This window comes from Nocardioides scoriae (genome assembly GCF_900104965.1).
GTDB lineage: Bacteria > Actinomycetota > Actinomycetes > Propionibacteriales > Nocardioidaceae > Marmoricola > Marmoricola scoriae.
In genome coordinates, this window is record NZ_LT629757.1 from 2,667,092 (window position 1) to 2,690,606 (window position 23,515).

Here is a 23,515-nt window from a genome sequence, read left to right on the forward strand (position 1 = left end):
GTCCGGTCCAAGGTTGTCCCGCAGGGACTCCCACGATGTGGAACTCATTGCCCACATGGTGAGGCTAGGTTTCCTGCACAGCCAGGGTCAAGCACTCGAGCCGCGCCAGTTCAGGAGCCGACATGTTCCGCAACCGCATGCCCCGCTACGAGGTCCTCTCGCAGGACGCCATGGCCACCCTCGACAAGGGGTGGCGACGGCTCGTGTCCGAGCTGGGGGTGGAGTTCATGAGCCAGCGCGCGCTCGACCTGCTCGGCGCCGCCGGCCAGAAGATCGAGGGCGACAAGGTCTTCTTCGACCCCGACTGGATCCTCGAGCAGGTGGCCAAGGCGCCCCGGGAGTTCGACCTGCAGGCCCGCAACCCCGCGCACGACCTGCACATCGGCGGCGACGCGATGGCCTTCGGCGCGGTCTACGGCCCGCCGTTCGTCCGCGAGGGGCAGGTGCGGCGCGACGCCACCATGGAGGACTTCCGCAACTTCACCAAGCTGGCCCAGTCGTTCCCCACGCTCGACTCCGCCGGCGGCGTCATCTGCGAGCCCAACGACGCCCCGCTCGACAGCCGCCACCTCGACATGACCTACGCGCTGGCGACGCTGACCGACAAGCCCTTCATGGGCAACGTCGTCTCGGGCCCCAACGCGATCGACACCATCGAGCTGACCTCGATCCTGCTCGGCGGCGGCCAGGGCCGCGAGGCCGGCCGCGCCAGGATGGAGCAGACCCCCGCGCTGATCTCGCTCATCAACTGCAACTCCCCGCTGCGCTGGGACGACCGGATGCTCGACTCGCTGTTCGAGTACGCCGAGGCCAACCAGGCGGTCGTGCTCACGCCCTTCATCCTCATGGGCGCGATGAGCCCGGTGACGATCCCGGCGGCGCTGGTCCAGCAGATCGCCGAGGCGCTCACCGGCATCGCCCTGGCCCAGACGATCCGGCCGGGCTGCCCGGTCGTGTTCGGGTCGTTCCTGTCCAACATCGACATGCAGTCCGGGTCGCCCACCTTCGGCACCCCCGAGTCCGGCATGGGCCTGCTGTGCACCGGCCAGATCGCCCGCCACTTCGGGCTGCCGTTCCGCTCCGGCGGCACGCTCACCTCCTCGCAGGTGCCCGACGCGCAGGCCGGCTACGAGGCGCTGATGACGCTGCTGCCGACGTTCCTGGCCGGCACCAACTGGGTGATGCACTCCGCCGGGTGGCTCGAGGGCGGGCTGGTCGCGGGCTACGAGAAGTTCATCGTCGACATCGAGCTGCTGCAGATGATGCACGCGGAGTTCACCCCGCTCGAGATCGACGAGGCCTCGCTGGCGTTCGGCGCCCACGAGGAGGTCGGCGCCGGCGGCCACTTCCTCGGCGCGATGCACACCATGGAGCGCTTCCGGACCTGCTTCTACCGGCCGCTGCTGTCGTCGTCGGAGAACTACGAGCGGTGGATGCGCAACGGCGGCAACGACGCGGCCGCCCGGGCGACGAAGATCTACCAGGACAAGCTGGCGAGCTACGAGCAGCCGCCCCTCGACGAGGCGATCCGCGAGGAGATGGAAGAGTTCGTCGTACGCCGCCGAAAGGAGCTCGGGGACTGATGGTCACGCCCCCGTCCGCGAACGCCGGACCCCCCTCGGGGGACTTCGTCCTCGCCCTGGACTGTCCCGACCGACCCGGCATCGTCCACGCCGTCACCGGGTTCCTGGTCCAGCACGGCGGCAACATCGTGGAGAGCCAGCAGTTCGGTGACCGGCTCAACGGCCGGTTCTTCATGCGCATCGACTTCGCGATGACCCCCGAGGCGTCCGCCGTCTCCGGCTCCCGGCCCACGGCCGAGGCGCTCCGGGTGGCCTTCGCCGAGGTGGCGCGGCGCTTCGAGATGACCTTCGAGCTGTGGGACGCCGAGGCGCCGTACCGCACGATGATCCTGGTCAGCAAGCACCTGCACTGCCTCAACGACCTGCTCTTCCGGCACTCCACCGGGTCGCTGCACGTCGACGTCCCGGTGGTGGTGTCCAACCACCGCGACGCCCAGCGGCTCGTCGAGTCCTACGGCCTGGAGTTCCGCCACATCCCGGTCACCCCCGACACCAAGGCCGAGGCCGAGGCCGAGCTGATGGCGCTGCACGAGGAGCTCGACGTCCACCTCGTCGTGCTGGCGCGCTACATGCAGGTGCTCTCCGACGACGTCTGCCGCCGGCTCTCGGGCCAGGCGATCAACATCCACCACTCGTTCCTGCCGAGCTTCAAGGGCGCCAAGCCCTACCACCAGGCCTTCGACCGGGGCGTGAAGCTGATCGGGGCGACCGCGCACTACGTCACGGCCGACCTCGACGAGGGGCCGATCATCGAGCAGGACGTCATCCGCGTCGACCACAACCACGACCAGGCCCAGCTGGTGGCCGCAGGCCGTGACGTCGAGGCGGCAGTGCTCTCGCGCGCCGTGCGCTGGCACTCCGAGTCGCGGGTGCGGCTCGACGGGCACCGTACCGTCGTCTTCCGCTGAGGACGCCACCCCGTCGGGTTGGCACCAACGTACTATTCGTCAGATTTCGGACTGTTCGGGTGTTTCGGGTGCCACCCTGGACCCATGACGGCGGTGGATCCCCGGTCCGCCACGGTGCGCGACCGGGTCGTGCTCGGCGCGGGTGCGCTCGTCCTCCTCGCGCTGCTCGCGCTCTCCTCCGTCGTGGTCCTGGGCGACCACCGCTGGGGCCCGGTCACCAGCGACTCGGTCGCGGTCGTCACCTCGGCGTTCGCCTCCGCCTGCACGCTGTACGCCGCCCGCCGCAGCTCGGGCGCGATGCGGCGCTCCTGGTTGCTGCTGTGCGCCATGATCCTGCTCAACACCGTCGGCGCCACCCAGTGGCTGGCCGCCGGCGGGTCCGAGGGCGACCGCGCCCTGTCGTGGGCCGACGCGCTCTACCTCGTGGCGGCCGTGCCCGCGGCGTACGCCCTGGTGGGGTACCCGATGGCGATCGGCCTGGGCCGCGCCTGGCGCGCGGTGCTGCTCGACGCGCTGGTGGTCGGCTCGTCGGCGCTGCTGGTCAGCACCCTGCTCGGCCTCAGCGAGGTGGCCCGCACCCTGACCGGCACGCGGGCCTTCGTCTTCCTCGTCTACCCGGTGATGGACGTGCTGATCCTGTCGCTGGTGGCCGCGCTGCTGCTGCGCGGCACCGGGCGGGTGCGCGCCGACGTGGCCCTCATCGGGCTGTCGTTCTGCGCGTTCGCGGTCGCCGACCAGGGCTTCGCGCTCAGCAGCGTGCGCGGGGAGGACCTGGGGCTCGAGTACCTGCTCGGGTACGTCGTCGCCGCGCTGCTGCTCGCCGGTGCGGCCCTCGCGGCCGCCACCCTCGACACCCGCTCCCGGGTGCTCGAGCGCCACCTGTCCGGCCCGGTCGCCCCGCTGCTGCCCGACCTGGCGGCGTTCGTGGCGCTCGGCGCCGCCCTCGTCGCGGGGATCGCCGACGACGTCCAGGCGACGCTGGCCGCGGTGGTGCTCGCGCTGACCGGGCTGCGCCAGCTGAGGGTGACCACGCACAACCTCGGGCTGCGCCGCGACCTCGAGCGCCGGGTCGCCGAGCGCACCGAGGAGCTGTGCGCCCTCACCGCCGAGCACGCCCGCCTCGACGGCATGAAGCAGGAGTTCGTTTCGGCCGTCAGCCACGAGCTGCGGACCCCGCTCACCGCCATCCGCGGCTCCCTGGAGCTGCTCGTCGACGGCGACGCGGGCGAGCTGCCCGAGCGCGCCCGGCCCGTGGTGGAGATGGCGAGCCGCGGCAGCGAGCGCCTGTCGCGCCTCGTCGACGACATCATCGACCTCGACCGGCTCCAGAGCGGTGACTTCGGCTTCGACCCCGCCAGCCACGACGTCTTCCTGCTGCTGACCGACGCCGCCGGCTCCCTGGCCCCCCTCGCCCGCGAGGCCGGCGTCTCGCTGAGCGTCGAGCCGGTCGAGGCCCGCGTCGTGTGCGACGGCGACCGCGTCACCCAGGCCGTGGTCAACCTGCTCGGCAACGCCCTGAAGTTCACCCCGCCCGGCGGCTCGGTCACCGTCTCCACCACCTGCGACGGCGACGCCTGGCGGGTCTCGGTCACCGACACCGGCCGCGGCATCCCCGCCACCGAGCTCGACGCGATCTTCGACCGCTTCCACCAGGTCGAGCCCGACGACGCCCGCCAGCACGCCGGCACCGGCCTCGGCCTGTCCATCACGCGCCGCATCGTCGAGGCCAACGGCGGCCGGATCTGGGTGGAGAGCGAGTGCGGCACCGGCTCGACGTTCCACTTCACGCTGCCCCTCGGCGCCGCCGGGTCGCCCCCGGTGGGGGCCGATGCGCCCGGTCCGCAGGCCCCCGAGCCTCGCAGACGCGCGGACACAAGTTCCGCAACAAGCCCGGTATCGCCCGGTTGACCCCGGTCTGGCGGGCGCCTCGCCCGACTTGTGTCCGCGCGTCTGCGCGATAGCCGGCTACTCCGCCCGGTGGCTCGCCTCGACCGCGAGCTGGTCGACGCGGTCGTTCATCGGGTGGCCGGAGTGGCCCTTGACCCAGCGGAACTCCACGTCGCCCCGCTCCTCGACGAGGTCGATGAGCGGCTCCCACAGGTCGCGGTTGGCCACCGGCTTCTTGGCGGAGTTGACCCAGCCCCGCGCTCGCCAGCCGACCCACCAGCTGTTCTTGAAGCAGTTGACGACGTACGTCGAGTCGCTCACCACCACCAGCGGCCCCGGCAGCGCGACGATGGCCTCGTACGCCGCCCGCACCTCCATGCGCTGGTTGGTCGTCGCCGGGTCGTGGCCCGAGCCCTCGGGGCCGTCCTGCACCGCCCACGCCCAACCGCCCGGGCCGGGGTTGCCGCGGCAGGCACCGTCGGTGAAGACCACGGTCGTGCCGGCCGGCACCGGGGCGTCGGGCTCCTGCACGCGCGGCGCCTTCTTCCGGGCCGCAGCCTTCTTCGCCGGGGCACCCGCGGGCGCCTCGACCGCCGCGCCCCGGCAGCCGACGTGGACCCAGCCGGCGCCGCCGGCGGGCCGGACGATCTCCTCCCCCACCCCGATCCGGGACTGGCAGGCGGCACACTGGGTGGCGTAGCGGGCGAGCATGCGCGCCATTCTCCCGGCCCGACGTACGACGGGACGAACCGGGCGGTCTGGACGGGGGAAACTGCCCGTTCGCGGGCGACATGTCCGACTCCGCGGGCAGTTTCCCCGGTCGACCGGGGAAACTGCCCGCCCAGCCACCCATAGCCACGGTTGCGCATCACGGTCTAGGTTCGCGTGATGAGCAACGCGGAGGTCGAGAGCCCGGCGGCGGGGGGCGTGCAGTCGGTCGACCGGGCGCTGCGGATCCTGGAGATCCTGGCCCGCTCGGGGGAGTCGGGGGTCACCGACATCGCCGGGGCGCTCGAGGTCCACAAGAGCACGGCGTTCCGGCTGGTGGCGACCCTGGAGCAGCACGGCCTCGTCGAGCAGGTCGAGGGGCGGGGGAAGTACCGCCTCGGCGTCGGGCTGCTCCGCCTCGCCGGTGCGACCAGCGCCCGGCTCGACGTCGTGCAGGAGGCGCGGCCGCTGTGCAAGCAGCTGGCCGCCGACACGGGCGAGACCGTCAACATCGCGACGCTGAGCGGCGGCAGCGCGCTCTACCTCGACCAGGTGGCCGGCCCCAGCGCGCTGCAGCCCCACAACTGGGTGGGCCAGCACATCCCGCTGCACGCGACCAGCAACGGCAAGGTGCTGATGGCCTGGCTCGACGACGCCGAGCTCAAGCGGCTGCTCGGCGGGCTGCCGTCCTACACCGGCCTCACCATCACCTCGCGCAGCGCGCTGCGCAAGGAGCTGGAGGTGGTGCGCGACCAGGGGTACGCCCTCGCGGTCGACGAGCTCGAGGTCGGCCTGGCCGCCATCGCGGCGCCGGTGCGCAACGCCCACGGCGACGTCATCTGCTCGCTGAGCGTCTCGGGCCCGACCTTCCGGCTCACCGACGAGCGGATGGGGACCGTGGTCCCGATGCTCCTCGAGGCGGCCGACGAGCTGTCCCACCGGCTGGGATGGGGGCACCGATGACGCGACCACCGGTCCAGAACGGTGTGTACCGATCAGATGTCGAGCCTTGACGGCACCCCCTCCCCTGACCATTGTGTTTCACATGACGCCGAGCTGTTGCGACTGACGCAACGTCGGCGAGGACGGACCGACATGCCCGAGAACTTCATCGGCGGATCCTGGGTGGCTGCGAAGGACGGCGGCCACCGCGACATCCGGTGCCCGGCGGACGGCGAGCTGGTCGCGCGCGTCGACGAGTCCACCCGGGTCGACACCGAGGCGGCGATCGCGGCCGCGCGCGCGGCCTTCGACGACGGGCCCTGGCCCCGCACGAGCGCCCGCGAGCGCGGCGACCTGCTGCTGCGCGTCGCCGACCTGCTGCAGCGCGACAAGGCCGACCTGGCCCGGATGGAGTCCCTGGACACCGGCAAGCGGCTGGTCGAGAGCGAGCTCGACATCGACGACGTCACCAGCGTCTTCCGCCACTTCGGCCACGTCGCCGACGCCGACGCCGGCCGCGTCGTGGACACCGGCAACCCCGGTGTCGTCAGCCGGGTCGTCCACGAGCCGGTCGGCGTCTGCGGGCTCATCACCCCGTGGAACTACCCCCTGCTGCAGGTCTCCTGGAAGGTCGCCCCGGCCCTGGCCGCGGGCTGCACCTTCGTGCTCAAGCCCAGCGAGCTCTCCCCCACCACCGCCGTCCACCTGGTGCGGCTGCTCGACGAGGCCGGGCTGCCCGCGGGCGTCGGCAACCTCGTCCTCGGTGACGGGCCGAACGCCGGGGCCGCCCTCAGCGAGGACCCCCGCGTCGACCTGGTCTCCTTCACCGGCGGCCTCGAGACCGGCAAGCGCATCATGGCCACCGCCGCCGGGACCGTGAAGAAGATCGCCCTCGAGCTCGGCGGCAAGAACCCCAACGTCGTGTTCGCCGACGCCGACCGCGAGGCCGCCCTCGACATGGCGCTCACCGCGGTCTTCCTCCACTCCGGCCAGGTCTGCTCGGCCGGGGCCCGCCTGCTCGTCGAGGACACGATCGCCGAGGACTTCGTCGCCGAGGTCGTCCGCCGGGCGGCCGACATCCGGCTCGGCGGCCCCTTCGACGAGGACGCCGAGACCGGGGCGCTGATCTCGCAGGCCCACCTCGACAAGGTGACGGCGTACGTCGAGGCCGGGGTCGCCGAGGGCGCCACGGTCCTGGTCGGCGGCCACCGCGTCACCGACGGCGACCTGGCGAAGGGGTTCTTCTTCGCCCCCACCGTGCTCGGCGACGTCCACTCCGGGATGAGCGTGGCGCAGGACGAGTCGTTCGGCCCGGTGCTGACCGTCGAGACCTTCATCGGCGAGGACGAGGCGGTCCGGATCGCCAACGACTCGATCTACGGCCTCGCCGGCGCGGTGTGGACCCAGGACGCCGGCCGGGGGCAGCGGGTCGCGGCTCGGCTGCGGATGGGCACGGTCTGGATCAACGACTACCACCCCTACGTCGCCCAGGCCGAGTGGGGCGGCTACAAGCAGTCGGGCATCGGGCGCGAGCTCGGGCAGCACGGCCTCGCGGAGTACCAGGAGACCAAGCACGTGTGGCACAACATCGCCCCGGCGGCGTCCGAGTGGTTCGGCGGCACCTCGTGAGCCGGCGGCGCGACCGCTACGACTTCGTCATCGTCGGCGGTGGCTCGGCCGGCTGCGCGCTGGCCAACCGGCTCTCCGCCGACCCGGGCACCAGCGTGCTGGTCCTCGAGGCGGGTCACTCCGACTGGCGCATCGACCCCTTCGTGCACATGCCGGCGGCGCTGCCGTTCCCGATCGGCAGCCGCCTCTACGACTGGCGCTACGAGACCGAGCCCGAGCCCGAGATGCACGGCCGCCGCGTCTACCACGCACGCGGCAAGGTGCTCGGCGGCTCGAGCTCCATCAACGGCATGATCTTCCAGCGCGGCAACCCGCTCGACTACGAGCGCTGGGCCGGCGACAAGGGCCTCGAGCAGTGGGACTACCGCCACTGCCTGCCCTACTTCAAGCGCATGGAGACCCTCATGGTCGACGGCCGCCGCGCCGCCGACCGCTGGCGCGGGGGCAGCGGCCCGCTCGTGCTCGAGCGCGGCCCGGCGACCAACCCGCTGTTCGGCGCCTTCTTCGAGGCCGCGCAGCAGGCGGGCTACCCGCTGACCGACGACGTCAACGGCTACCGCCAGGAGGGCTTCGCCCGCTTCGACCGCAACGTGCACCGCGGCCGCCGCCTCTCGGCGGCCCGCGCGTACCTCCACCCCGTCCTCGACCGCCCCAACCTGCGCGTCGAGACGCTCGCGCTGGCGACGAGGGTGACCTTCGAGGGCACCCGCGCGACGGGCGTGGACTACCTGCGCGCCGGGCGCAGCCAGCGCCACGTCGGCGCCGGCGAGGTGGTGCTGTGCGGCGGCGCCATCAACACCCCGCAGCTGATGCAGCTCTCCGGCATCGGCGACCCCGCCCACCTGCAGCCGCTCGGCGTCGAGGTGGTCCACGACCTGCCCGGCGTCGGCGAGAACCTCCAGGACCACCTCGAGGTCTACATCCAGTACGCCTCGCAGCTGCCCGTCTCCATCGCCCCCGGCCTGACCTGGCCCAAGCGGCCCGGCATCGCCGCCAACTGGCTCTTCCGACGCCAGGGCCTCGGCGCCACCAACCACTTCGAGGGCGGCGGCTTCGCGCGCAGCAACGACGACGTCGACTGGCCCAACCTGATGTTCCACTTCCTCCCCGTCGCCATCCGGTACGACGGGTCGGCGCCGACCCAGGGCCACGGCTACCAGGTGCACATCGGCCCGATGTACGCCGACACCCGCGGCTGGGTCCGCATCCACGACACCGACCCCCGCCACAAGCCCCGGATGCTGTTCAACTACCTCACCACCCCCAACGACCGCCGCGAGTGGGTCGAGGCGGTCCGGGTGGCCCGCGAGATCCTCAACCAGCCCGCCTTCGCGCCCTTCAACGGCGGCGAGCTCTCGCCGGGACCGGGCGTGGAGTCCGACGAGGAGATCCTCGACTGGGTCCGCAAGGACGCCGAGACCGCGCTGCACCCCTCGTGCACGGCCAAGATGGGCGTCGACGACATGTCGGTCACCGACCCCGACTCGATGCGGGTCCACGGCGTCGAGGGCCTGCGGGTGGTGGACGCCAGCGTCTTCCCCTACGTCACCAACGGCAACATCTACGCCCCCGTGATGATGGTCGCCGAGAAGGCCGCCGACCTCATCCTCGGCAACACCCCCCTGGCGCCGGACGACACGCCGTACTACCGCCACCGCGACGACTCGCCGCTCTTCCCGCCCGGTGACCCCCGCAACGGCGAGCCCGCGCCCGCGCGCGTCGCCGCCGCCTTCGCGCCCTCGATCCACCCCCGGGAGCACCCGCACGCCGCCCGGCAGGACGACCTGCAGCCCGACGCCCATTCCGCCACCGGTGAGGACACGCCATGACCGCGACCGACGCCCGCCCCTCCCCCGAGACCTCCGGCCCGGCCGTCCGTGGCTCCGGCTCCGGCAGCGCGGGGCTCGAGGTCCGCAACCTGTGGAAGATCTTCGGGCCCCGGGCCGACAAGATCATCGGCACGCCCGACGCCGTGCTCTCCCGCGCCGACCTCAAGGCCAAGACCGGCTGCGTGGTGGGCGTCAAGGACGTCTCCTTCGACGTCCACCCCGGCGAGGTCTTCGTCGTCATGGGCCTCTCGGGATCCGGCAAGTCGACCCTGGTGCGGTGCCTGACCCGGCTCATCGAGCCCACCCACGGCACCGTGCGGATCGGGGACGACGAGGTCACCAGCTGCTCGGAGGCCCAGCTGCGCGAGCTGCGCCGCACCCAGGTCTCGATGGTCTTCCAGCACTTCGGCCTGCTGCCCCACAAGCAGGTCATCGACAACGTCGCCTACGGCCTCGAGGTGCGCGGCCTGGGCAAGAAGGAGCGGCGCGCCAAGGCCGCCGAGGTCGTCGAGCTGGTCGGCCTCGCGGGCTACGAGACCAGCTACCCCGACCAGCTCTCCGGCGGCATGCAGCAGCGGGTCGGCCTGGCCCGTGCGCTGGCCGGCGACCCCTCGATGCTGCTGTTCGACGAGCCGTTCTCGGCGCTCGACCCGCTGATCCGCCGCGACATGCAGAACGAGGTCATCCGGCTGCACCACGAGGTCGGCAAGACGATGGTCTTCATCACCCACGACCTCGCCGAGGCGCTCAAGCTCGGCGACCGGATCATGATCCTGCGCGACGGCGAGGTCGTGCAGATCGGCACCCCCGACGAGGTGGTGGGGGCCCCGGCCGACGACTACGTCGCCGACTTCACCTCCGACGTCCCGCGCTCCCACGTGCTCACCCTCAAGTGGGTGATGCGCGACCCGCGGCCCGACGACTCCTCCGAGGGCCCGGTGATGAGCTCGTCGACGATCGTGCGCGAGGCCGCGCAGGCCGCGCTCGCCTCGGACCACCCGGTCCGCGTGGTCGACGACGGCAAGCTGGTCGGCATCGTCGACGACGACGCGATCCTGCGGGTGGTCGTCGCCGAGGAGGCGCCACCCTCCCAGCGCACCCGCGGCGCCGGGGCGGGGACGCACCGGTGAGCACGACCGCGGGGACCGCCGTGCGCGCCCAGGAGAAGGAGGAGACCGACCGCTCCGGCGACCTCGGCGGCGGCATCCCCCGCTGGGTGCTCGTGATCGCGGTCGTGGTGGCCTGGGTGGCGCTGTGGTCGGTCTTCCGGGGCCAGGACACGCTGGTGCTGCGCGGCCGCGACTCCACGCCGCTGCACGACGACCTGACCGGCTTCCGCGACGCCGTGCTGGCCAGCCGCGACACCAACCCGGTCATCGGGCTGACGACGGCCATCGCCGAGGGCTTCCGCAACGTCTTCGACTTCCTGCAGCGCCTGGTCTCGGTGCCGGCCTTCCCCCGGCCGGTGCCGCAGGTCGGCTGGCTCGGCGTCACCGCGCTGGCCGCCTGGGTGGCGCTCGCCGTCGCCAACTGGCGGATCTCGCTGCTGGTGACCGGCACCTTCCTGGCCTACGGCCTGCTGGGCTTCTGGTCCGACTCGATCGACCTGCTGCTCGTCACCGGCCTCGCCGTCTTCGTCACGGTGCTGATCGGGATGCCGCTCGCGGTCGCCGTCGGCACCAGCCGACGGGCCAAGGCCGTCATCACCCCGGTCCTCGACGCGATGCAGACGATGCCGACCTTCGTCTACCTGATCCCGGTCGTGCTGTTCTTCGGCATCGGCGTCTCGGGCGCGGTGGTCTGCACGCTCGTCTACGCCCTGCCGCCGCTCATCCGCATCGGCGGCTACGGCATCAGCGCGGTCTCGACGACGACCATCGAGGCCACCGACTCCACCGGCCAGACCAGCTGGCAGCGGCTGCTCAAGGTGCAGCTGCCGATGGCCCGCAAGACGATCATCGTCGGGCTCAACCAGACCACGATGGCCGCGCTCTCGATGGCCATCATCGCGTCGTACGTCAACGGGCCGGGGCTGGGCAAGCCGGTCCTCCAGGGCCTGATCCGCAACGACGTCGGCAGCTCCCTGGTGCCGGGCCTGCTGATCGTGCTGACCGCGATCATGCTCGACCGCACCACGACCGCCGCCAGCGAGCGCGCCGACCTCGCGGCCCGCGGCCACGGCCTCACCGGGCGCACCCGCCAGGTGCTGCTGGCCGTCGTCGCCGTGGTCGCGCTGGTCTGCGTCTACCTCTCCCGCACGGTGCTCGACCTCGCGGAGTTCCCCGAGACCGGCTGGGGCACCAGCCTGGCCAACGGCCTGGACTCCTTCGTCGGCTCGGTCGTCGGCGCGCTCGACGGCCCCGGCGAGGTGTTCAAGAACGCCGTCACCTACGGCCTGCTCAACCCGATGCAGAGCCTGCTGGCCGAGTCGCCGTGGTGGCTGGCCGCCCTGGCCATCGCCCTGGTCGCCGCCGCCCTCGGCGGCCTGCGGGCGCTGCTGCCGGCCGTGGTCTGCCTGGCCGGCATCTGGTTCTTCGACCTGTGGAACGACGCCATGGTGACGCTCAACATGGTGCTGGTCGCCACCATCCTGGTGATGCTGATCGCGATCGTCTTCGGCGTCTGGATGGCCCGCAGCCACCGGGTCGACGTCACCCTGCGACCGCTGCTCGACGCCGGTCAGACGATCCCGGCGTTCGTCTACCTGATCCCGGTGCTGGCGCTGTTCGGCTCGACCCGGTTCACCGCCATCGTCGCGGCCCTGGTGTACGCCGCTCCCGCCGCCATCAAGCTGGTCGCCGACGGCGTCAAGGCGGTCCCCGAGACCACGCTGGAGGCCTCCCGCTCGACGGGCACCACCTCGTGGCAGGAGATCACCCAGGTGCAGCTGCCGATGGCCCGCGGCTCGCTGGTGCTGGCCGCCAACCAGGGCCTGCTCTACGTGCTCGCCATGGTCGTCATCGGTGGCCTCGTCGGCGCGGGCGCGCTCGGCTACGACGTCGTGCTCGGCTTCTCGCGCAGCGAGGAGTGGGGCAAGGGCGCGGCGGCGGGCCTGACGATCGTCCTGCTCGGCATCATGCTCGACCGGATCGGGCAGCGGGCGGCGGCGCGGACGGGTGAGGGCGTGAAGGTCCCTCTGAGACGTCCGTCGAGCGCCGTCGCAGGATGACCAGCTTCTCGGGCGCGGCGCCCCTCGCCGCACAGGTGTCGCAACAACCAGACGGTCATCTCGACCAGGAGACGGAGAACCCATGAGGACCAACAGGAGGGTCGGACGCGTCACGGCGCTCATGGCCTGCGCGGCGTTCGCGCTCGCCGGCTGCGGCAGTGGCGGCTCGATCGACGAGCAGACCCAGGAGAACGAGAAGAACGCCGCCGCCAGCGGTGACTGCGGCGAGCTCAACATGGCCGTCAACCCGTGGGTCGGCTTCCAGGCCGACGCCTACGTGGTCGGCACCCTGGCCAAGGAGAAGCTCGGCTGCACGGTCAACTACAAGGACCTCAAGGAGGACGTCTCCTGGCAGGGCTTCGGCACCGGCGACGTCGACGTCGTCATCGAGGACTGGGGCCACCCCGACCTGGAGAAGAAGTTCTTCGCCAAGTCCGGCGACGGCAGCGCCGAGGACCTCGGCCCGACCGGCAACAAGGGGATCATCGGCTGGTACGTCCCGCCGTGGCTCGCGAAGAAGTACCCCGACATCCTGGACTACCAGAACCTCAACAAGTACGCCGAGCAGTTCAAGACCTCCGAGTCCGGCGACAAGGGCCAGTTCCTCGGCGCCGACCCGTCGTACGTCCAGTTCGACGAGGCGATCGTCAGCAATCTCGACCTGAACTTCAAGGTCGTCTTCTCCGGCTCCGAGGCCGCCAGCATCCAGGCCTTCGAGAAGGCGGAGAAGAACAAGGAGTTCCTCATCGGCTACTTCTACGAGCCGCAGTGGCTCTTCGCCGAGGTGCCGCTGGAGAAGGTCAAGCTCCCCGACTACACCGCCGGCTGCCAGGACGACCCCGCCAAGGTCGCCTGCGACTACCCCGAGACCACGCTGAAGAAGATCGCCTCCACGAAGTGGGTCGAGGAGGGCTCCCCCGCCGTCGACCTGGTGAAGAACTTCAGCTGGACCAACGACGACCAGAACGAGGTCGCCAAGTACATCGCCAAGGACGGCCTCGAGCCCGAGGCCGCCGCCCAGAAGTGGATCGAGGCGAACCCCGACAAGGTCGACGCATGGATGGGCAGCTGACCCACGCCACGCACCGAGCGCGGTGCCCCGCTGTCGACACCCGGCAGCGGGGCACCGCCTTTTTCGGTCCCTGAGGTGGGGCCGGTCCCTGAGGGTGGGGCCGGTCCGCGACCTCCTCGGGGACCGGGGTCGGCGACCTCCTGAGGGACCGAGCCCGCCGGGCGGCCTCGTGGGGCGCGGAGCCTTGACACCCTCCGCGGGGCGGGGTGACGATGGACGTGTCGTTCCACATGACGCACTGCATTGCGTCATACGCAACTCGTCACCGCTAGGGAGCCACCGTGGCCAGAGTCCCCGCCCGTGCCAACGTCGTCGTCATCGGGGCCGGCATCGTCGGCAACAGCCTGGTGCACCACCTGACCCGCCTGGGGTGGAAGGACGTCGTCCAGCTCGACAAGGGAGCGCTGCCCAACCCGGGCGGCTCGACCGGCCACGCGAGCAACTTCATCTTCCCGGTGGACCACTCCCGGGAGATCACCGACCTGACGATGGACTCGGTCCGGCAGTACCAGGAGATGGGCGTGTTCACCCAGTCCGGCGGCTTCGAGGTGGCCCGGACCGAGGAGCGCATGGAGGAGCTGCGGCGCCGGATGTCCAGCGCCCGGGCGTGGGGCATCGAGTCCGAGCTGGTCACCCCGGCGCAGGTCGCCGAGAAGGTGCCGTTCCTCGACCCCGACCAGATCATCGGCGCCTTCTGGACGCCCACGGTCGGCGTGGTCGACAGCCTCCGGGCCGGCACGATCATGCGCGAGCAGGCGCTGGCCACCGGCGAGCTGACCGTCGTCGCGGGCGCCGAGGTCGAGGACCTGGTGGTCGAGGACGGCGAGCACGGACGACGCATCCGCAGCGTCGTCACCGACCAGGGCACCATCGAGGCGTCGTACGTCGTGATCGCCGCCGGCGTGTGGAGCCCCAAGCTCGGCGACATGGCGGGCATCCGGATCGCGCTGACCCCGGCGGTCCACCAGATGATCTCGGTCGGGCCCTGCCCCCAGCTGGCCGAGAAGGAGGGCGAGATCTCCTTCCCGATCATCCGTGACATGGACACCTTCTGCTACGAGCGCCAGCACGGCGCCGACATGGAGGTCGGCTCCTACGCCCACCGGCCGATCCTGCACGAGCCCGAGGAGATCCCCTCGATCGAGCAGGCCCGGCTCTCGCCCACGGAGATGCCGTTCACCGAGGACGACTTCGACCAGCAGCTCGAGGAGGCCCTCGAGCTGATGCCGGAGCTGCTCGGCGCCGAGGGCGCGGAGATCCGCTACGCCATCAACGGCCTGCTGTCGCTCACCGCCGACGGCAACCCCATCCTCGGCGAGAGCGAGGTCGAGGGGCTGTGGGTCTCGGCCGCGGTCTGGATCAAGGAGGGGCCCGGCGTCGGGCGCGCGGTGGCGGAGTGGATGACCCACGGCCACTCCGAGATCGACGTGCACCACAGCGACATCGCGCGCTTCCACCCCCACGAGACCACCCGCGAGCACGTCCGGGCCCGCACCAGCGAGGCGTTCAACAAGACCTACGGCATCGTCCACCCCGGCGAGCAGTACGCCTCCGACCGCGACGTCCGCTTCTCGCCCATGGCCGACTCCCAGAAGGCGCTGGGCGCGGTGTTCCACGAGACCGTCGGCTGGGAGCGGCCGTGGTGGTACGACTCCAACGCCGACCTCCTCGAGACGTACGCCGACCGCGTGATGCCCCGGGAGCACGAGTGGGACTCCCGCTGGTGGAGCCCGATCGTCAACGCCGAGCACCTGGTGATGCGCGAGCGCGCCGGCGTCATCGACCTGACGGCGTTCTCGATCTTCGACGTCACCGGACCGGGCGCGCTCGCCTCGGTGCAGCAGACCTGCGTGGCGCAGTGCGACGTGGCCGTCGGCAAGGTCGTCTACACGCCGGTCCTCGACGCCAAGGGCGGCTTCGTCTCCGACCTCACCGTGATGCGGCTGGGCGAGGACCACTTCCGGGTCGTCACCGGCGGCGCCCACGGCATGGCCGACCGCAAGCACTTCACCGACCACCTGGCCGAGGGCGCCGAGCTCGCCGACGTGACCGAGCAGGTCTCCACGATCGGCCTGTGGGGTCCCGCGGCCCGCGAGATCCTCTCCTCGCTGTCCTCGGACGACCTCAGCGCCGCCGGCTTCGGCTTCCTCACCTCGCGCGAGATCACCGTCAAGGGCGTCGACGCCCCCGTGCTGGCCTCGCGCATCTCCTACGTCGGGGAGCTCGGCTGGGAGCTCTACGTGCCGTTCGGCGCGGCGGCCGCCCTGTGGGACGCGCTGCTGACCGCCGGCCGCGACCACGGCGCCCGCCCGGTCGGCATCGGCGTCTACGGCACCACCGGCCGCCTGGAGAAGGGCTACCGCGCCTTCGGGGCCGAGCTCGACGCCGAGCGCACCATCGTCGAGGCCGGCATGCAGCGGCCCAAGGTGAAGGCCGCCGACTTCGTGGGCAAGGAGGCCTACCTCGCGCAGCGCGACCAGGAGCCTGCCACCGCGCTGTGCACCCTGACGGTGGACGACCACACCTCGGCCAGCGGCGTGAAGCGCTACATGCTGGGCGGGGAGCCGATCCTGACCCGCGACGGCGGCACCCTCACCGACGGGCACGGCCACCACCCCTACGTCACCAGCGCCGGCTCGGCGCCGTCGCTGGGCAAGCACGTGCTGCTGGCGTACCTGCCCGCCGCGGAGGCCCGTCTCGGCAACGAGCTCGCGGTGTCCTACATGGAGGAGCTCTACCCCGTCACCGTCGGCTCGGTGGACTCCACGCCGCTGCTCGACGCGGCCAACGAGCGGCTGCGCTGATGGCGCGCGTGCTGGTCTGCGTCAAGCGGGTCCCGGATTTCTCCGGCGAGGTGCTGCTGAGCGAGGACGCCCAGTCGGCCGACGCCCGGTTCGTGGGCTACACCCTGTCCAACCACGACCTGTGCGCCGTCGAGACCGCCGTGCAGCTGGCCGCTGCCACCGACGGCTCGGCGACCGTGCTGAGCGTCGGGTCGGCCGACGCGGTCGAGCAGCTCCGCACGGCGCTGGGGGTCGGCTGCACGGCGGCGACCCTGGTGGAGGCCGACCCGGTCGCGCTGGGCCCGGCCGACGTCGCCCGCGAGATCGCGGCGGTCGTGCGCGACCACGAGGCCGAGCACGGCCCCTACGACCTGGTCCTGCTCGGCAACGACGCCGCCGACTCGGGCGACTTCCAGGTCGGCATCCGGCTGGCCCACCAGCTCGAGCGGCCCGTGGTCACCGGCATCAAGTCGGTCGCGCTGGCCGACGGCACCGCCACGCTGGTCGGCGAGGGCGCCCTGGGCCGGGAGACGTACGCCGTCCCGACGCCCGCCGTCGTCACCGTCCTCGAGGGCGGGGTCGAGCCGCGCTACCCCACCATCACCGGGCGGATGAAGGCCAAGAAGATCGCCGTCGAGCAGCGTGCCCTGACCGGCGAGCCCGTCGGCAGCGGCCGGGTGCGGCTGACCCTGCCCGAGACCACCTCGTCGAGCGCGACCGTGCTCGGCGAGGGACCCGAGGCGGCACCCGCCGTCGTCGACCTGCTGCACCAGCTGGGGGTGGCCCGATGATCGTGGTGTACGTCGAGACGACCGGCGGCGTGGTCGCCGAGGTCTCCCTGGAGGCCCTCACCCTCGCCCGGTCGCTGGCGCAGGCCGGTGGCGGCATCCCCGTCGACGCCCTCGTGGCCGGACCCATCGGCGACTCGGTGCCCAAGGAGCTCGCCGAGGCCGGCGTCCGCACCGTGCTGCACGCCGGCTCGCCCGACTTCGACGCCTTCTCCGGCGCCGCGGCCGCCTCCGCGGTGCTGGCCGCCCGCGAGGCCACCCGCGCGGTGGTGCTGCTCGCCGGCGGCACCAACCGCGGCAACGAGGTCATGGCCCGCGTGGCCACCCGGCTCGACGTCGCGATGGCGCCCAACGTGGTCGCCTTCGGCGGCCTCTCGCCCTTCACCGTGACCCGCCAGGTCGTCGGCGGGGCCGCCTTCGAGGAGGTCCGGCTCTCCCAGCGCCCGGCGGTGTTCACCGTCGCCGGCCACGCGGTCGAGGCCGCGACCGCCGACCAGGCCGGCCCGGCCACCCTCACCCCGCTCGAGGTCGAGCTCTCGCCCGCCGACCTGGTGGTGCGGGCGGTCTCGACCGAGCCGGTCGACACCGACGGCGCCGACAGCCTCAAGTCGGCGCGCGTCGTGGTCGGCGCCGGCCGCGGCGCGGGCGGGCCCGAGGGGTTCGCCGACGTCAGCGAGCTCGCCGAGCTGCTCGGCGGGCAGCTCGGCGTCTCCCGCGTGGTGACCTCGCTCGGCTGGCGGCCCCACCACGAGCAGGTCGGCCAGACCGGCAGCCGGATCGCGCCCGAGGTCTACCTCCCGTGCGGCATCTCCGGGGCGATCCAGCACTGGGCCGGGTGCGCGAGCTCCAAGGTGATCGTGGCCATCAACACCGACCCCGACGCGCCGATGATGACCAAGGCGACCTACGCCGTGGTCGGCGACATGCACGAGGTCGTCCCGGCGATCAACGAGGAGATCCGGCGCCGTCGGGGCTGACCCCCTCGCCGGGGCTGCCCCTACGCTGACCCCCGTGCGGGGGCGGTGGCTGGTGGTGGCGCTGGTGCTGGCGGTCCTCGGGGCCGGTGTCGGCACCTGGCTGACCCGTCGCGAGCCGACGCCGGCCTGCGGCGCCGAGGTCACGTCGTACGCCGCCGTCGACGCCCGCAGCCCCTTCCTCGACGCCGCCCAGCGGCGGGCCGACCCCGACCCGCGGCGCGACCGGCTCGTCCGCACCCTGGCCCGCGACGCTGCGCCGGTGGGCGAGGTGCTGGGGGCCGTGGGCTACGACTACGAGCAGCTGGTGCGCGTCGACGGGTTCGAGCAGGGCCTCGGGGTGCGGCTGCGCGACTCGCCCGACCTGACGCTGCTCGACGACACCACGCTGGCGCCGCGCTGGCGGGTGGCGGTGGGCACGCAGCGCTCGGCGTACGACGCGGACGCGGAGCGCTACGTCGTGGTCACCCGCCCCGAGGACCGCGCCCCCGAGGTGGTCGTGCTCGACGCCGACACCGGCCGTCGCGAGTGGTGCGCCCGGCTCGACGGCGGGGCGCTCCCGGAGGCGGCCTCCGTCTCGACGCAGCTGCTCGACGACGGCCTGGTCGTGCGCGCGGGCGGTCGGCTGGCGCGCCTGGGCGCCGACGGGCCCGGCTGGGAGCAGCAGGCGAGCGGCGACGCGGACACCCTGACCTCCTGGGGCCCCGACCGGCTGCTGCTGGGGGGCGCCGCCGTCGACGACCTGCTCGACCCGGCGGCGCTCGCGAGCCGCCCGGCGGGCGAGGCGCTGCGGCTGCTCGACGCCCGCACCGGGGAGGCCCGGTGGACGCGGAGCGAGCCGCGGGGGTCCGGCCTGCACGTCGTCGGCGTCGACGAGGCGGCCGACCGCGCGGTCGTGGCCCGCTGGACCGCACGGCGCGGGGGCCGGACCGAGGTCCGGCTGGCCGCGCTCGACGACCGCGGCCGGCAGACCTGGTCGGTGCTGCCCGCCGGCGGGGCGGCCTTCGACGCCACGGTGCGGGCGGGGCGCGTGCTGGTGCGGGCCGGCGAACGGTGGTCGGCGTACGCCACCGACGACGGGCGCCGCCTCTGGGGCTTCCGGGTGCCGCGCTCCCCGCAGTTCCTGCCGTACGGCGCCGACCTCGCCGCGGTGCCGCTGCTCGACGCCGACCACGTGCTGGTCGCCGGCACCCGCGCGCTGCACGTTGTCGACCTGCGCGACGGCACCCGCCGCTCGCTGCCGCTGCCCACCGACGGCGTCAGCACGACGTACTGGCCCTACCAGGTGGCGCTCACCCCCTCGCTGCTCGCCGTGGCGACCAGCACCGGCGCGGTCGTCGTGCGCCGCGGCTGAGCCGACCTGCCACCGCCGGCAGGGCTCCGGGGTCCACCTGGGAGCCGGGGCTGTGGACGCAGCCGTCCCGCTGTCACCGCCTGTTGATACAACCGACGGCATGGACACCCGTGACGAGGCCGAGCGCCACCTGCGAGCCCTGGTGGGCTCCGACGACGCCCGGCTCCACGACGACCAGTGGTCCGCGATCGAGGCGCTGGTCGTCGAGCAGCGGCGCGCGCTCGTGGTGCAGCGCACCGGGTGGGGCAAGTCGGCGGTCTACTTCGTCGCCACGGCCCTGCTGCGCGAGCTCGGGGCCGGCCCCACCGTCATCATCTCGCCGCTGCTGGCGCTGATGCGCAACCAGATCGAGGCCGCCGACCGGGCCGGCATCAAGGCCGCCACCATCAACTCCACCAACATGGAGGACTGGGAGGCGATCCGCGCCCAGGTCGACGCCGGCGCGATCGACGTGCTGCTGGTCAGCCCCGAGCGGCTCAACAACCCGGCCTTCCGCGACCAGGTGCTGCCGCAGCTGACCGAGACCGCCGGCCTGCTGGTCGTCGACGAGGCCCACTGCATCTCCGACTGGGGCCACGACTTCCGGCCCGACTACCGCCGCATCCGGCAGATGCTGGCCACCCTCCCGCCCGGCATCCCGGTGCTGGCCACGACCGCGACCGCCAACTCCCGGGTCACCCACGACGTCGCCGAGCAGCTGGGCCAGGACGTCCTGGTGCTGCGCGGCACGCTCGACCGCGAGTCGCTCCACCTCGGCGTGGTCGAGCTGCAGCGACCCGAGCACCGCCTCGCCTGGCTGGCCGACCACCTCGACGAGCTGCCGGGCTCGGGGATCGTCTACACCCTGACCGTCGCTGCGACCCAGGAGATCGCCGAGCACCTGCGCTCGCGGGGCCACCAGGTCGCGGCCTACTCCGGCCAGACCGAGGCGACCGAGCGGCTCTCCCTCGAGCAGGACCTGCTGGCCGGGCGGCTCAAGGCCCTGGTCGCCACCAGCGCGCTCGGGATGGGCTTCGACGCCCGGCTGGGGTTCGTCGTCAACGTCGGAGCGCCCGCGTCCCCGGTCGCCTACTACCAGCAGGTCGGCCGCGCCGGCCGCGGCACCGACGACGCCACCGTGGTGCTGCTGCCCGCCTTCGAGGACCGCGAGATCTGGCGCTACTTCGCCTCCCTGGCCTTCCCGGGCGAGCAGCACGTGCGCGCCACCCTCGGCGCGCTGTCCTCGGCCGGCGGCGCGATGTCGACCGCGGCGCTCGAGACCCAGGTCGACCTGAGCCGCACCCGTCTCGAGACGATGCTCAAGGTGCTCGACGTCGACGGGGCCGTCGACCGGGTCCGCGGCGGCTGGACCGCGACGGGCCAGGAGTGGGTCTACGACCAGGAGCGATTCGACCGGGTCGCCGCGGCCCGCCGCGAGGAGCAGGCCGCGATGCTGGCCTACGTCGCCACCGAGGGCTGCCGGATGCGCTTCCTGCGCGACCAGCTCGACGACCCCGACGCGGCCGACTGCGGGCGCTGCGACAACTGCGGCGGGCTCACCCTGCCCGCCGACGTCTCCGGTGCCGCCGTCGAGGCCGCCGGCGAGCAGCTGCGCCGGCCCGGCGTCACGATCGCGCCCCGCAAGATGTGGCCGACCGCGCTGCCGACCATGGGGCTGGAGCTCAAGGGCCGCATCGACCAGGCCGCCGAGGAGGGACGGGCCGTCGGCCGGCTCACCGACCTCGGCCACGGCCAGGCGCTGCGCCGCCTGTTCGCCGCCGACGCCCAGGACGGCGAGGTCCCCCGCTCCCTGGTCGATGCGGTCATGGAGGTGATGCGCGACTGGAGCCCGGCGTGGCCCGCGCGCCCCACCGGCGTGGCGTACGTCGAGTCCGAGCGCCGCCCCACCCTGACCCGCGACCTGGCCGAGGGCATGGCCCGCACCATGCGAATCCCGCTCGTCGCCCGCTTCGAGATCGTGGACCCCCAGGTCGGCCCCGGCCGCGGCTCGGCCAACTCGGCGCAGCGCGTGGCGGCCGTCGACCGGCGGTTCCGGCTCGCGGTCGACGGCGACCTCGACGGGGGCCCGGTGCTGCTCGTCGACGACCTCGTCGACACCGGCTGGACCATGACGCTGGCCGCCCGGGCGCTGCGCCGGGCCGGCTCGGGGCCGGTCCTGCCCCTCGCCCTGGGCCTGGACTCCTAGCCCCGTCCCCCGACAGCGGTCGTGGGGCCGGGTCTCAGTGACCGACGAGGAGGGGCTGCTCGGTCTCGGCGTGCTCGATCTTGGTGCGGGGCAGGAAGAAGGCCGGCACCAGGCACAGCGCCACCAGCGCGGTCGCCACCCAGAAGACCCAGCTGAAGGTGTCGGCCATGTCCGTGACGATGCGGGCGGGCAGGCCGGCCAGGTCGGCCTGGGTCAGGCCCTGCTCGCGCAGGAAGCGGGCCAGCAGGTCGGGCTGCTCGCGCAGCGACTGCACGGCGCCGCCCAGCGAGATGGCCCGGCTGTCCTTGAACCCGTTGGTCAGCAGCACCGAGAACAGCGCGGTGCCCATCGAGGCCGCCACCTGCTGGGTGATGTTGAGGAACGTCGAGCCGCGGGCGACGTTGCGCGCCGAGAGCGTGGCCAGGGCCGCGGTCATGATCGGCATCATGGTCGCGCCCATGCCCAAGCCCATCACGAACAGCGCCACGATCAGCGCGAGGTAGCTCGCGCCGTCGCCGACGAACATCGCGAACAGGCCCATGCCGACGGTGATGACCCCGATGCCGGTGAGCACGATCTTGCCGGGCCCGATCTTGTCGGCCAGCATGCCGGCGAGCGGCATCGTCAGCATCGCGCCGAGGCCCTGCGGGGCGAGCAGCAGGCCCGAGCGCAGCGCCGACTCGCCACGGACCTCCTGGAAGTAGAGCGGGAACAGCAGGCTGGCGCCGAAGAACGCGATCGCGAACAGCATCATCGCGATCACGGCCACGGTCATGTTCTTGTTCTTCAGCAGCCGCAGCTCGATGAGCGGGTGCACGTTGGCCCGGCGCAGCGCCCAGGGCACGAAGGCGGCGATCAGGGCGACGCCGAGGAGCGTCCAGACCATCACCCGGGCGGCGAAGAAGGTGCCGGTCTCGGGGATCGAGGAGACGCCGTAGAGGAAGGCGGCCAGGCCGGGCGAGAGCAGCAGCATGCCCACGAAGTCGAAGGACTCCGACGGCTGCACCGAGTCGGCGGGCAGCACGACCCAGGCGTAGACGAGGGCCGCGGCGCCGATCGGCAGGTTGATGAGGAAGATCCAGTGCCAGGAGAACGCGTCGATCATCCAACCGCCGAGGATGGGGCCGAAGATCGGTCCGAGCAGCATCGGGACGCCCAGGACGGCCATCACGCGACCGATCCGCTCCGGGCCGGCCGCGCGGGTCAGGATGGTCATGCCGAGCGGCATCAGCATGCCGCCGCCGAGGCCCTGGAGCACCCGGAAGGCCACCAGCGTCTCCAGGGTGTCGGCCGCGGCGCACAGCACCGACCCGGCGGTGAACAGCCCCACCGCCAGCAGGTAGAGGCGCTTGGTGCCGAAGCGGTCGGCGGCCCAGCCGGTCAGCGGGATCACGCTGGCCAGGGCCAGGGTGTAGCCGGTCATCGTCCAGGCGACCTGCGCGGCGGTGGCGTCGAACTCGGTCTGGAAGGTCCGCAGCGCGACCGAGACGACCGTGATGTCGAGGATCGACATGATGGCGCCGAGCACGACGACGCCGGCCACCATGAGCACCTCGCGGTCGAGGCCGCCACCGGCGGGACCTCCGCCCCCGGGCGTCGGGGCGGGGCGGTCGAGGTCGGTGTCCTGGCTCACCGAAGAAGCGTACGGCCGGGCGCCGACACCGGCCCAGCGAGTTTCCGGTGGCCTTCGTCACCGGCGATGAT

Annotated in this window: 15 protein-coding genes and 1 pseudogene; 14 read left to right on the forward strand and 2 right to left on the reverse strand. The window is 72.7% G+C overall.

Annotated features, from left to right (window positions below; translation table 11 throughout):
- Nucleotides 1-113: 113 nt before the first annotated feature.
- From BLU55_RS12765 to BLU55_RS12775, 3 genes and pseudogenes are all read left to right on the forward strand, one after another.
- A pseudogene (locus BLU55_RS12765) lies at nucleotides 114-1,583 on the forward strand (trimethylamine methyltransferase family protein); the annotation flags it as partial.
- A complete protein-coding gene (gene purU / locus BLU55_RS12770; RefSeq protein WP_091730300.1) occupies nucleotides 1,583-2,491 on the forward strand; it encodes a formyltetrahydrofolate deformylase in 909 nt (302 codons plus the stop codon). The pseudogene BLU55_RS12765 and the gene purU, both read left to right, overlap by 1 nt.
- Before the next feature lie 84 nt (nucleotides 2,492-2,575).
- Nucleotides 2,576-4,399, forward strand: coding sequence for a sensor histidine kinase (locus BLU55_RS12775; RefSeq protein ID WP_091730303.1), 1,824 nt, complete (start codon nucleotides 2,576-2,578; stop codon nucleotides 4,397-4,399).
- 57 nt (nucleotides 4,400-4,456) lie between these two features.
- Here the strand turns inward: BLU55_RS12775 and BLU55_RS12780 are convergent, their stop codons facing one another.
- Nucleotides 4,457-5,089, reverse strand: a complete 633-nt coding sequence (locus BLU55_RS12780) for a ribonuclease H family protein (protein ID WP_172833911.1) — start codon at nucleotides 5,087-5,089, stop codon at nucleotides 4,457-4,459.
- Between the two features lie 177 nt (nucleotides 5,090-5,266).
- Between BLU55_RS12780 and BLU55_RS12785 the strand changes: the two genes are divergently transcribed.
- From BLU55_RS12785 to BLU55_RS12835, 11 genes are all read left to right on the forward strand, one after another.
- Nucleotides 5,267-6,049, forward strand: coding sequence for an IclR family transcriptional regulator (locus tag BLU55_RS12785; RefSeq protein ID WP_091730307.1), 783 nt, complete (start codon nucleotides 5,267-5,269; stop codon nucleotides 6,047-6,049).
- Between the two features lie 132 nt (nucleotides 6,050-6,181).
- A complete protein-coding gene (locus tag BLU55_RS12790; RefSeq protein ID WP_091730309.1) occupies nucleotides 6,182-7,657 on the forward strand; it encodes an aldehyde dehydrogenase family protein in 1,476 nt (491 codons plus the stop codon).
- Entirely contained in the window at nucleotides 7,654-9,486 is a 1,833-nt protein-coding gene (gene betA / locus BLU55_RS12795; RefSeq protein ID WP_091730312.1) for a choline dehydrogenase, read from the forward strand. Before BLU55_RS12790 ends, betA begins: the two co-directional genes overlap by 4 nt.
- Entirely contained in the window at nucleotides 9,483-10,616 is a 1,134-nt protein-coding gene (locus BLU55_RS12800) for a quaternary amine ABC transporter ATP-binding protein (protein WP_091730314.1), read from the forward strand. The genes betA and BLU55_RS12800 overlap by 4 nt, the downstream gene beginning before the upstream one ends.
- On the forward strand, nucleotides 10,613-12,655 hold the full coding sequence (locus tag BLU55_RS12805; protein WP_231916862.1) for an ABC transporter permease: 2,043 nt from the start codon (nucleotides 10,613-10,615) through the stop codon (nucleotides 12,653-12,655). The genes BLU55_RS12800 and BLU55_RS12805 overlap by 4 nt, the downstream gene beginning before the upstream one ends.
- Before the next feature lie 82 nt (nucleotides 12,656-12,737).
- On the forward strand, nucleotides 12,738-13,727 hold the full coding sequence (locus BLU55_RS12810; RefSeq protein WP_197680982.1) for an ABC transporter substrate-binding protein: 990 nt from the start codon (nucleotides 12,738-12,740) through the stop codon (nucleotides 13,725-13,727).
- A gap of 281 nt (nucleotides 13,728-14,008) precedes the next feature.
- Complete coding sequence (locus BLU55_RS12815) at nucleotides 14,009-16,531, forward strand: GcvT family protein (protein WP_091730320.1); 2,523 nt, start codon at nucleotides 14,009-14,011, stop codon at nucleotides 16,529-16,531.
- Nucleotides 16,531-17,301, forward strand: a complete 771-nt coding sequence (locus BLU55_RS12820; protein ID WP_091730322.1) for an electron transfer flavoprotein subunit beta/FixA family protein — start codon at nucleotides 16,531-16,533, stop codon at nucleotides 17,299-17,301. The genes BLU55_RS12815 and BLU55_RS12820 overlap by 1 nt, the downstream gene beginning before the upstream one ends.
- Complete coding sequence (locus tag BLU55_RS12825; RefSeq protein ID WP_091730325.1) at nucleotides 17,298-18,275, forward strand: electron transfer flavoprotein subunit alpha/FixB family protein; 978 nt, start codon at nucleotides 17,298-17,300, stop codon at nucleotides 18,273-18,275. Before BLU55_RS12820 ends, BLU55_RS12825 begins: the two co-directional genes overlap by 4 nt.
- Nucleotides 18,276-18,309: 34 nt before the next feature.
- A complete protein-coding gene (locus BLU55_RS12830) occupies nucleotides 18,310-19,626 on the forward strand; it encodes an outer membrane protein assembly factor BamB family protein (protein WP_091730327.1) in 1,317 nt (438 codons plus the stop codon).
- Between the two features lie 100 nt (nucleotides 19,627-19,726).
- Complete coding sequence (locus tag BLU55_RS12835) at nucleotides 19,727-21,811, forward strand: RecQ family ATP-dependent DNA helicase (protein WP_091730330.1); 2,085 nt, start codon at nucleotides 19,727-19,729, stop codon at nucleotides 21,809-21,811.
- Between the two features lie 34 nt (nucleotides 21,812-21,845).
- Here BLU55_RS12835 and BLU55_RS12840 read toward each other — a convergent pair whose 3' ends face one another.
- Nucleotides 21,846-23,444, reverse strand: a complete 1,599-nt coding sequence (locus tag BLU55_RS12840) for a DHA2 family efflux MFS transporter permease subunit (RefSeq protein ID WP_331713525.1) — start codon at nucleotides 23,442-23,444, stop codon at nucleotides 21,846-21,848.
- Nucleotides 23,445-23,515: the final 71 nt, after the last annotated feature.

Bases quoted from the DNA above. Each gene is read 5' to 3' on its own strand.
- BLU55_RS12820 (WP_091730322.1), top strand. From the start codon at position 16,531: ATGGCGCGCGTGCTGGTCTGCGTCAAGCGGGTCCCGGATTTCTCCGGC.
- BLU55_RS12810 (WP_197680982.1), top strand. From the start codon at position 12,738: ATGAGGACCAACAGGAGGGTCGGACGCGTCACGGCGCTCATGGCCTGC.
- BLU55_RS12790 (WP_091730309.1), top strand. From the start codon at position 6,182: ATGCCCGAGAACTTCATCGGCGGATCCTGGGTGGCTGCGAAGGACGGC.
- BLU55_RS12780 (WP_172833911.1), bottom strand. From the start codon at position 5,089: ATGCTCGCCCGCTACGCCACCCAGTGTGCCGCCTGCCAGTCCCGGATC.
- BLU55_RS12775 (WP_091730303.1), top strand. From the start codon at position 2,576: ATGACGGCGGTGGATCCCCGGTCCGCCACGGTGCGCGACCGGGTCGTG.
- BLU55_RS12785 (WP_091730307.1), top strand. From the start codon at position 5,267: ATGAGCAACGCGGAGGTCGAGAGCCCGGCGGCGGGGGGCGTGCAGTCG.
- BLU55_RS12835 (WP_091730330.1), top strand. From the start codon at position 19,727: ATGGACACCCGTGACGAGGCCGAGCGCCACCTGCGAGCCCTGGTGGGC.
- purU (WP_091730300.1), top strand. From the start codon at position 1,583: ATGGTCACGCCCCCGTCCGCGAACGCCGGACCCCCCTCGGGGGACTTC.
- BLU55_RS12800 (WP_091730314.1), top strand. From the start codon at position 9,483: ATGACCGCGACCGACGCCCGCCCCTCCCCCGAGACCTCCGGCCCGGCC.
- BLU55_RS12825 (WP_091730325.1), top strand. From the start codon at position 17,298: ATGATCGTGGTGTACGTCGAGACGACCGGCGGCGTGGTCGCCGAGGTC.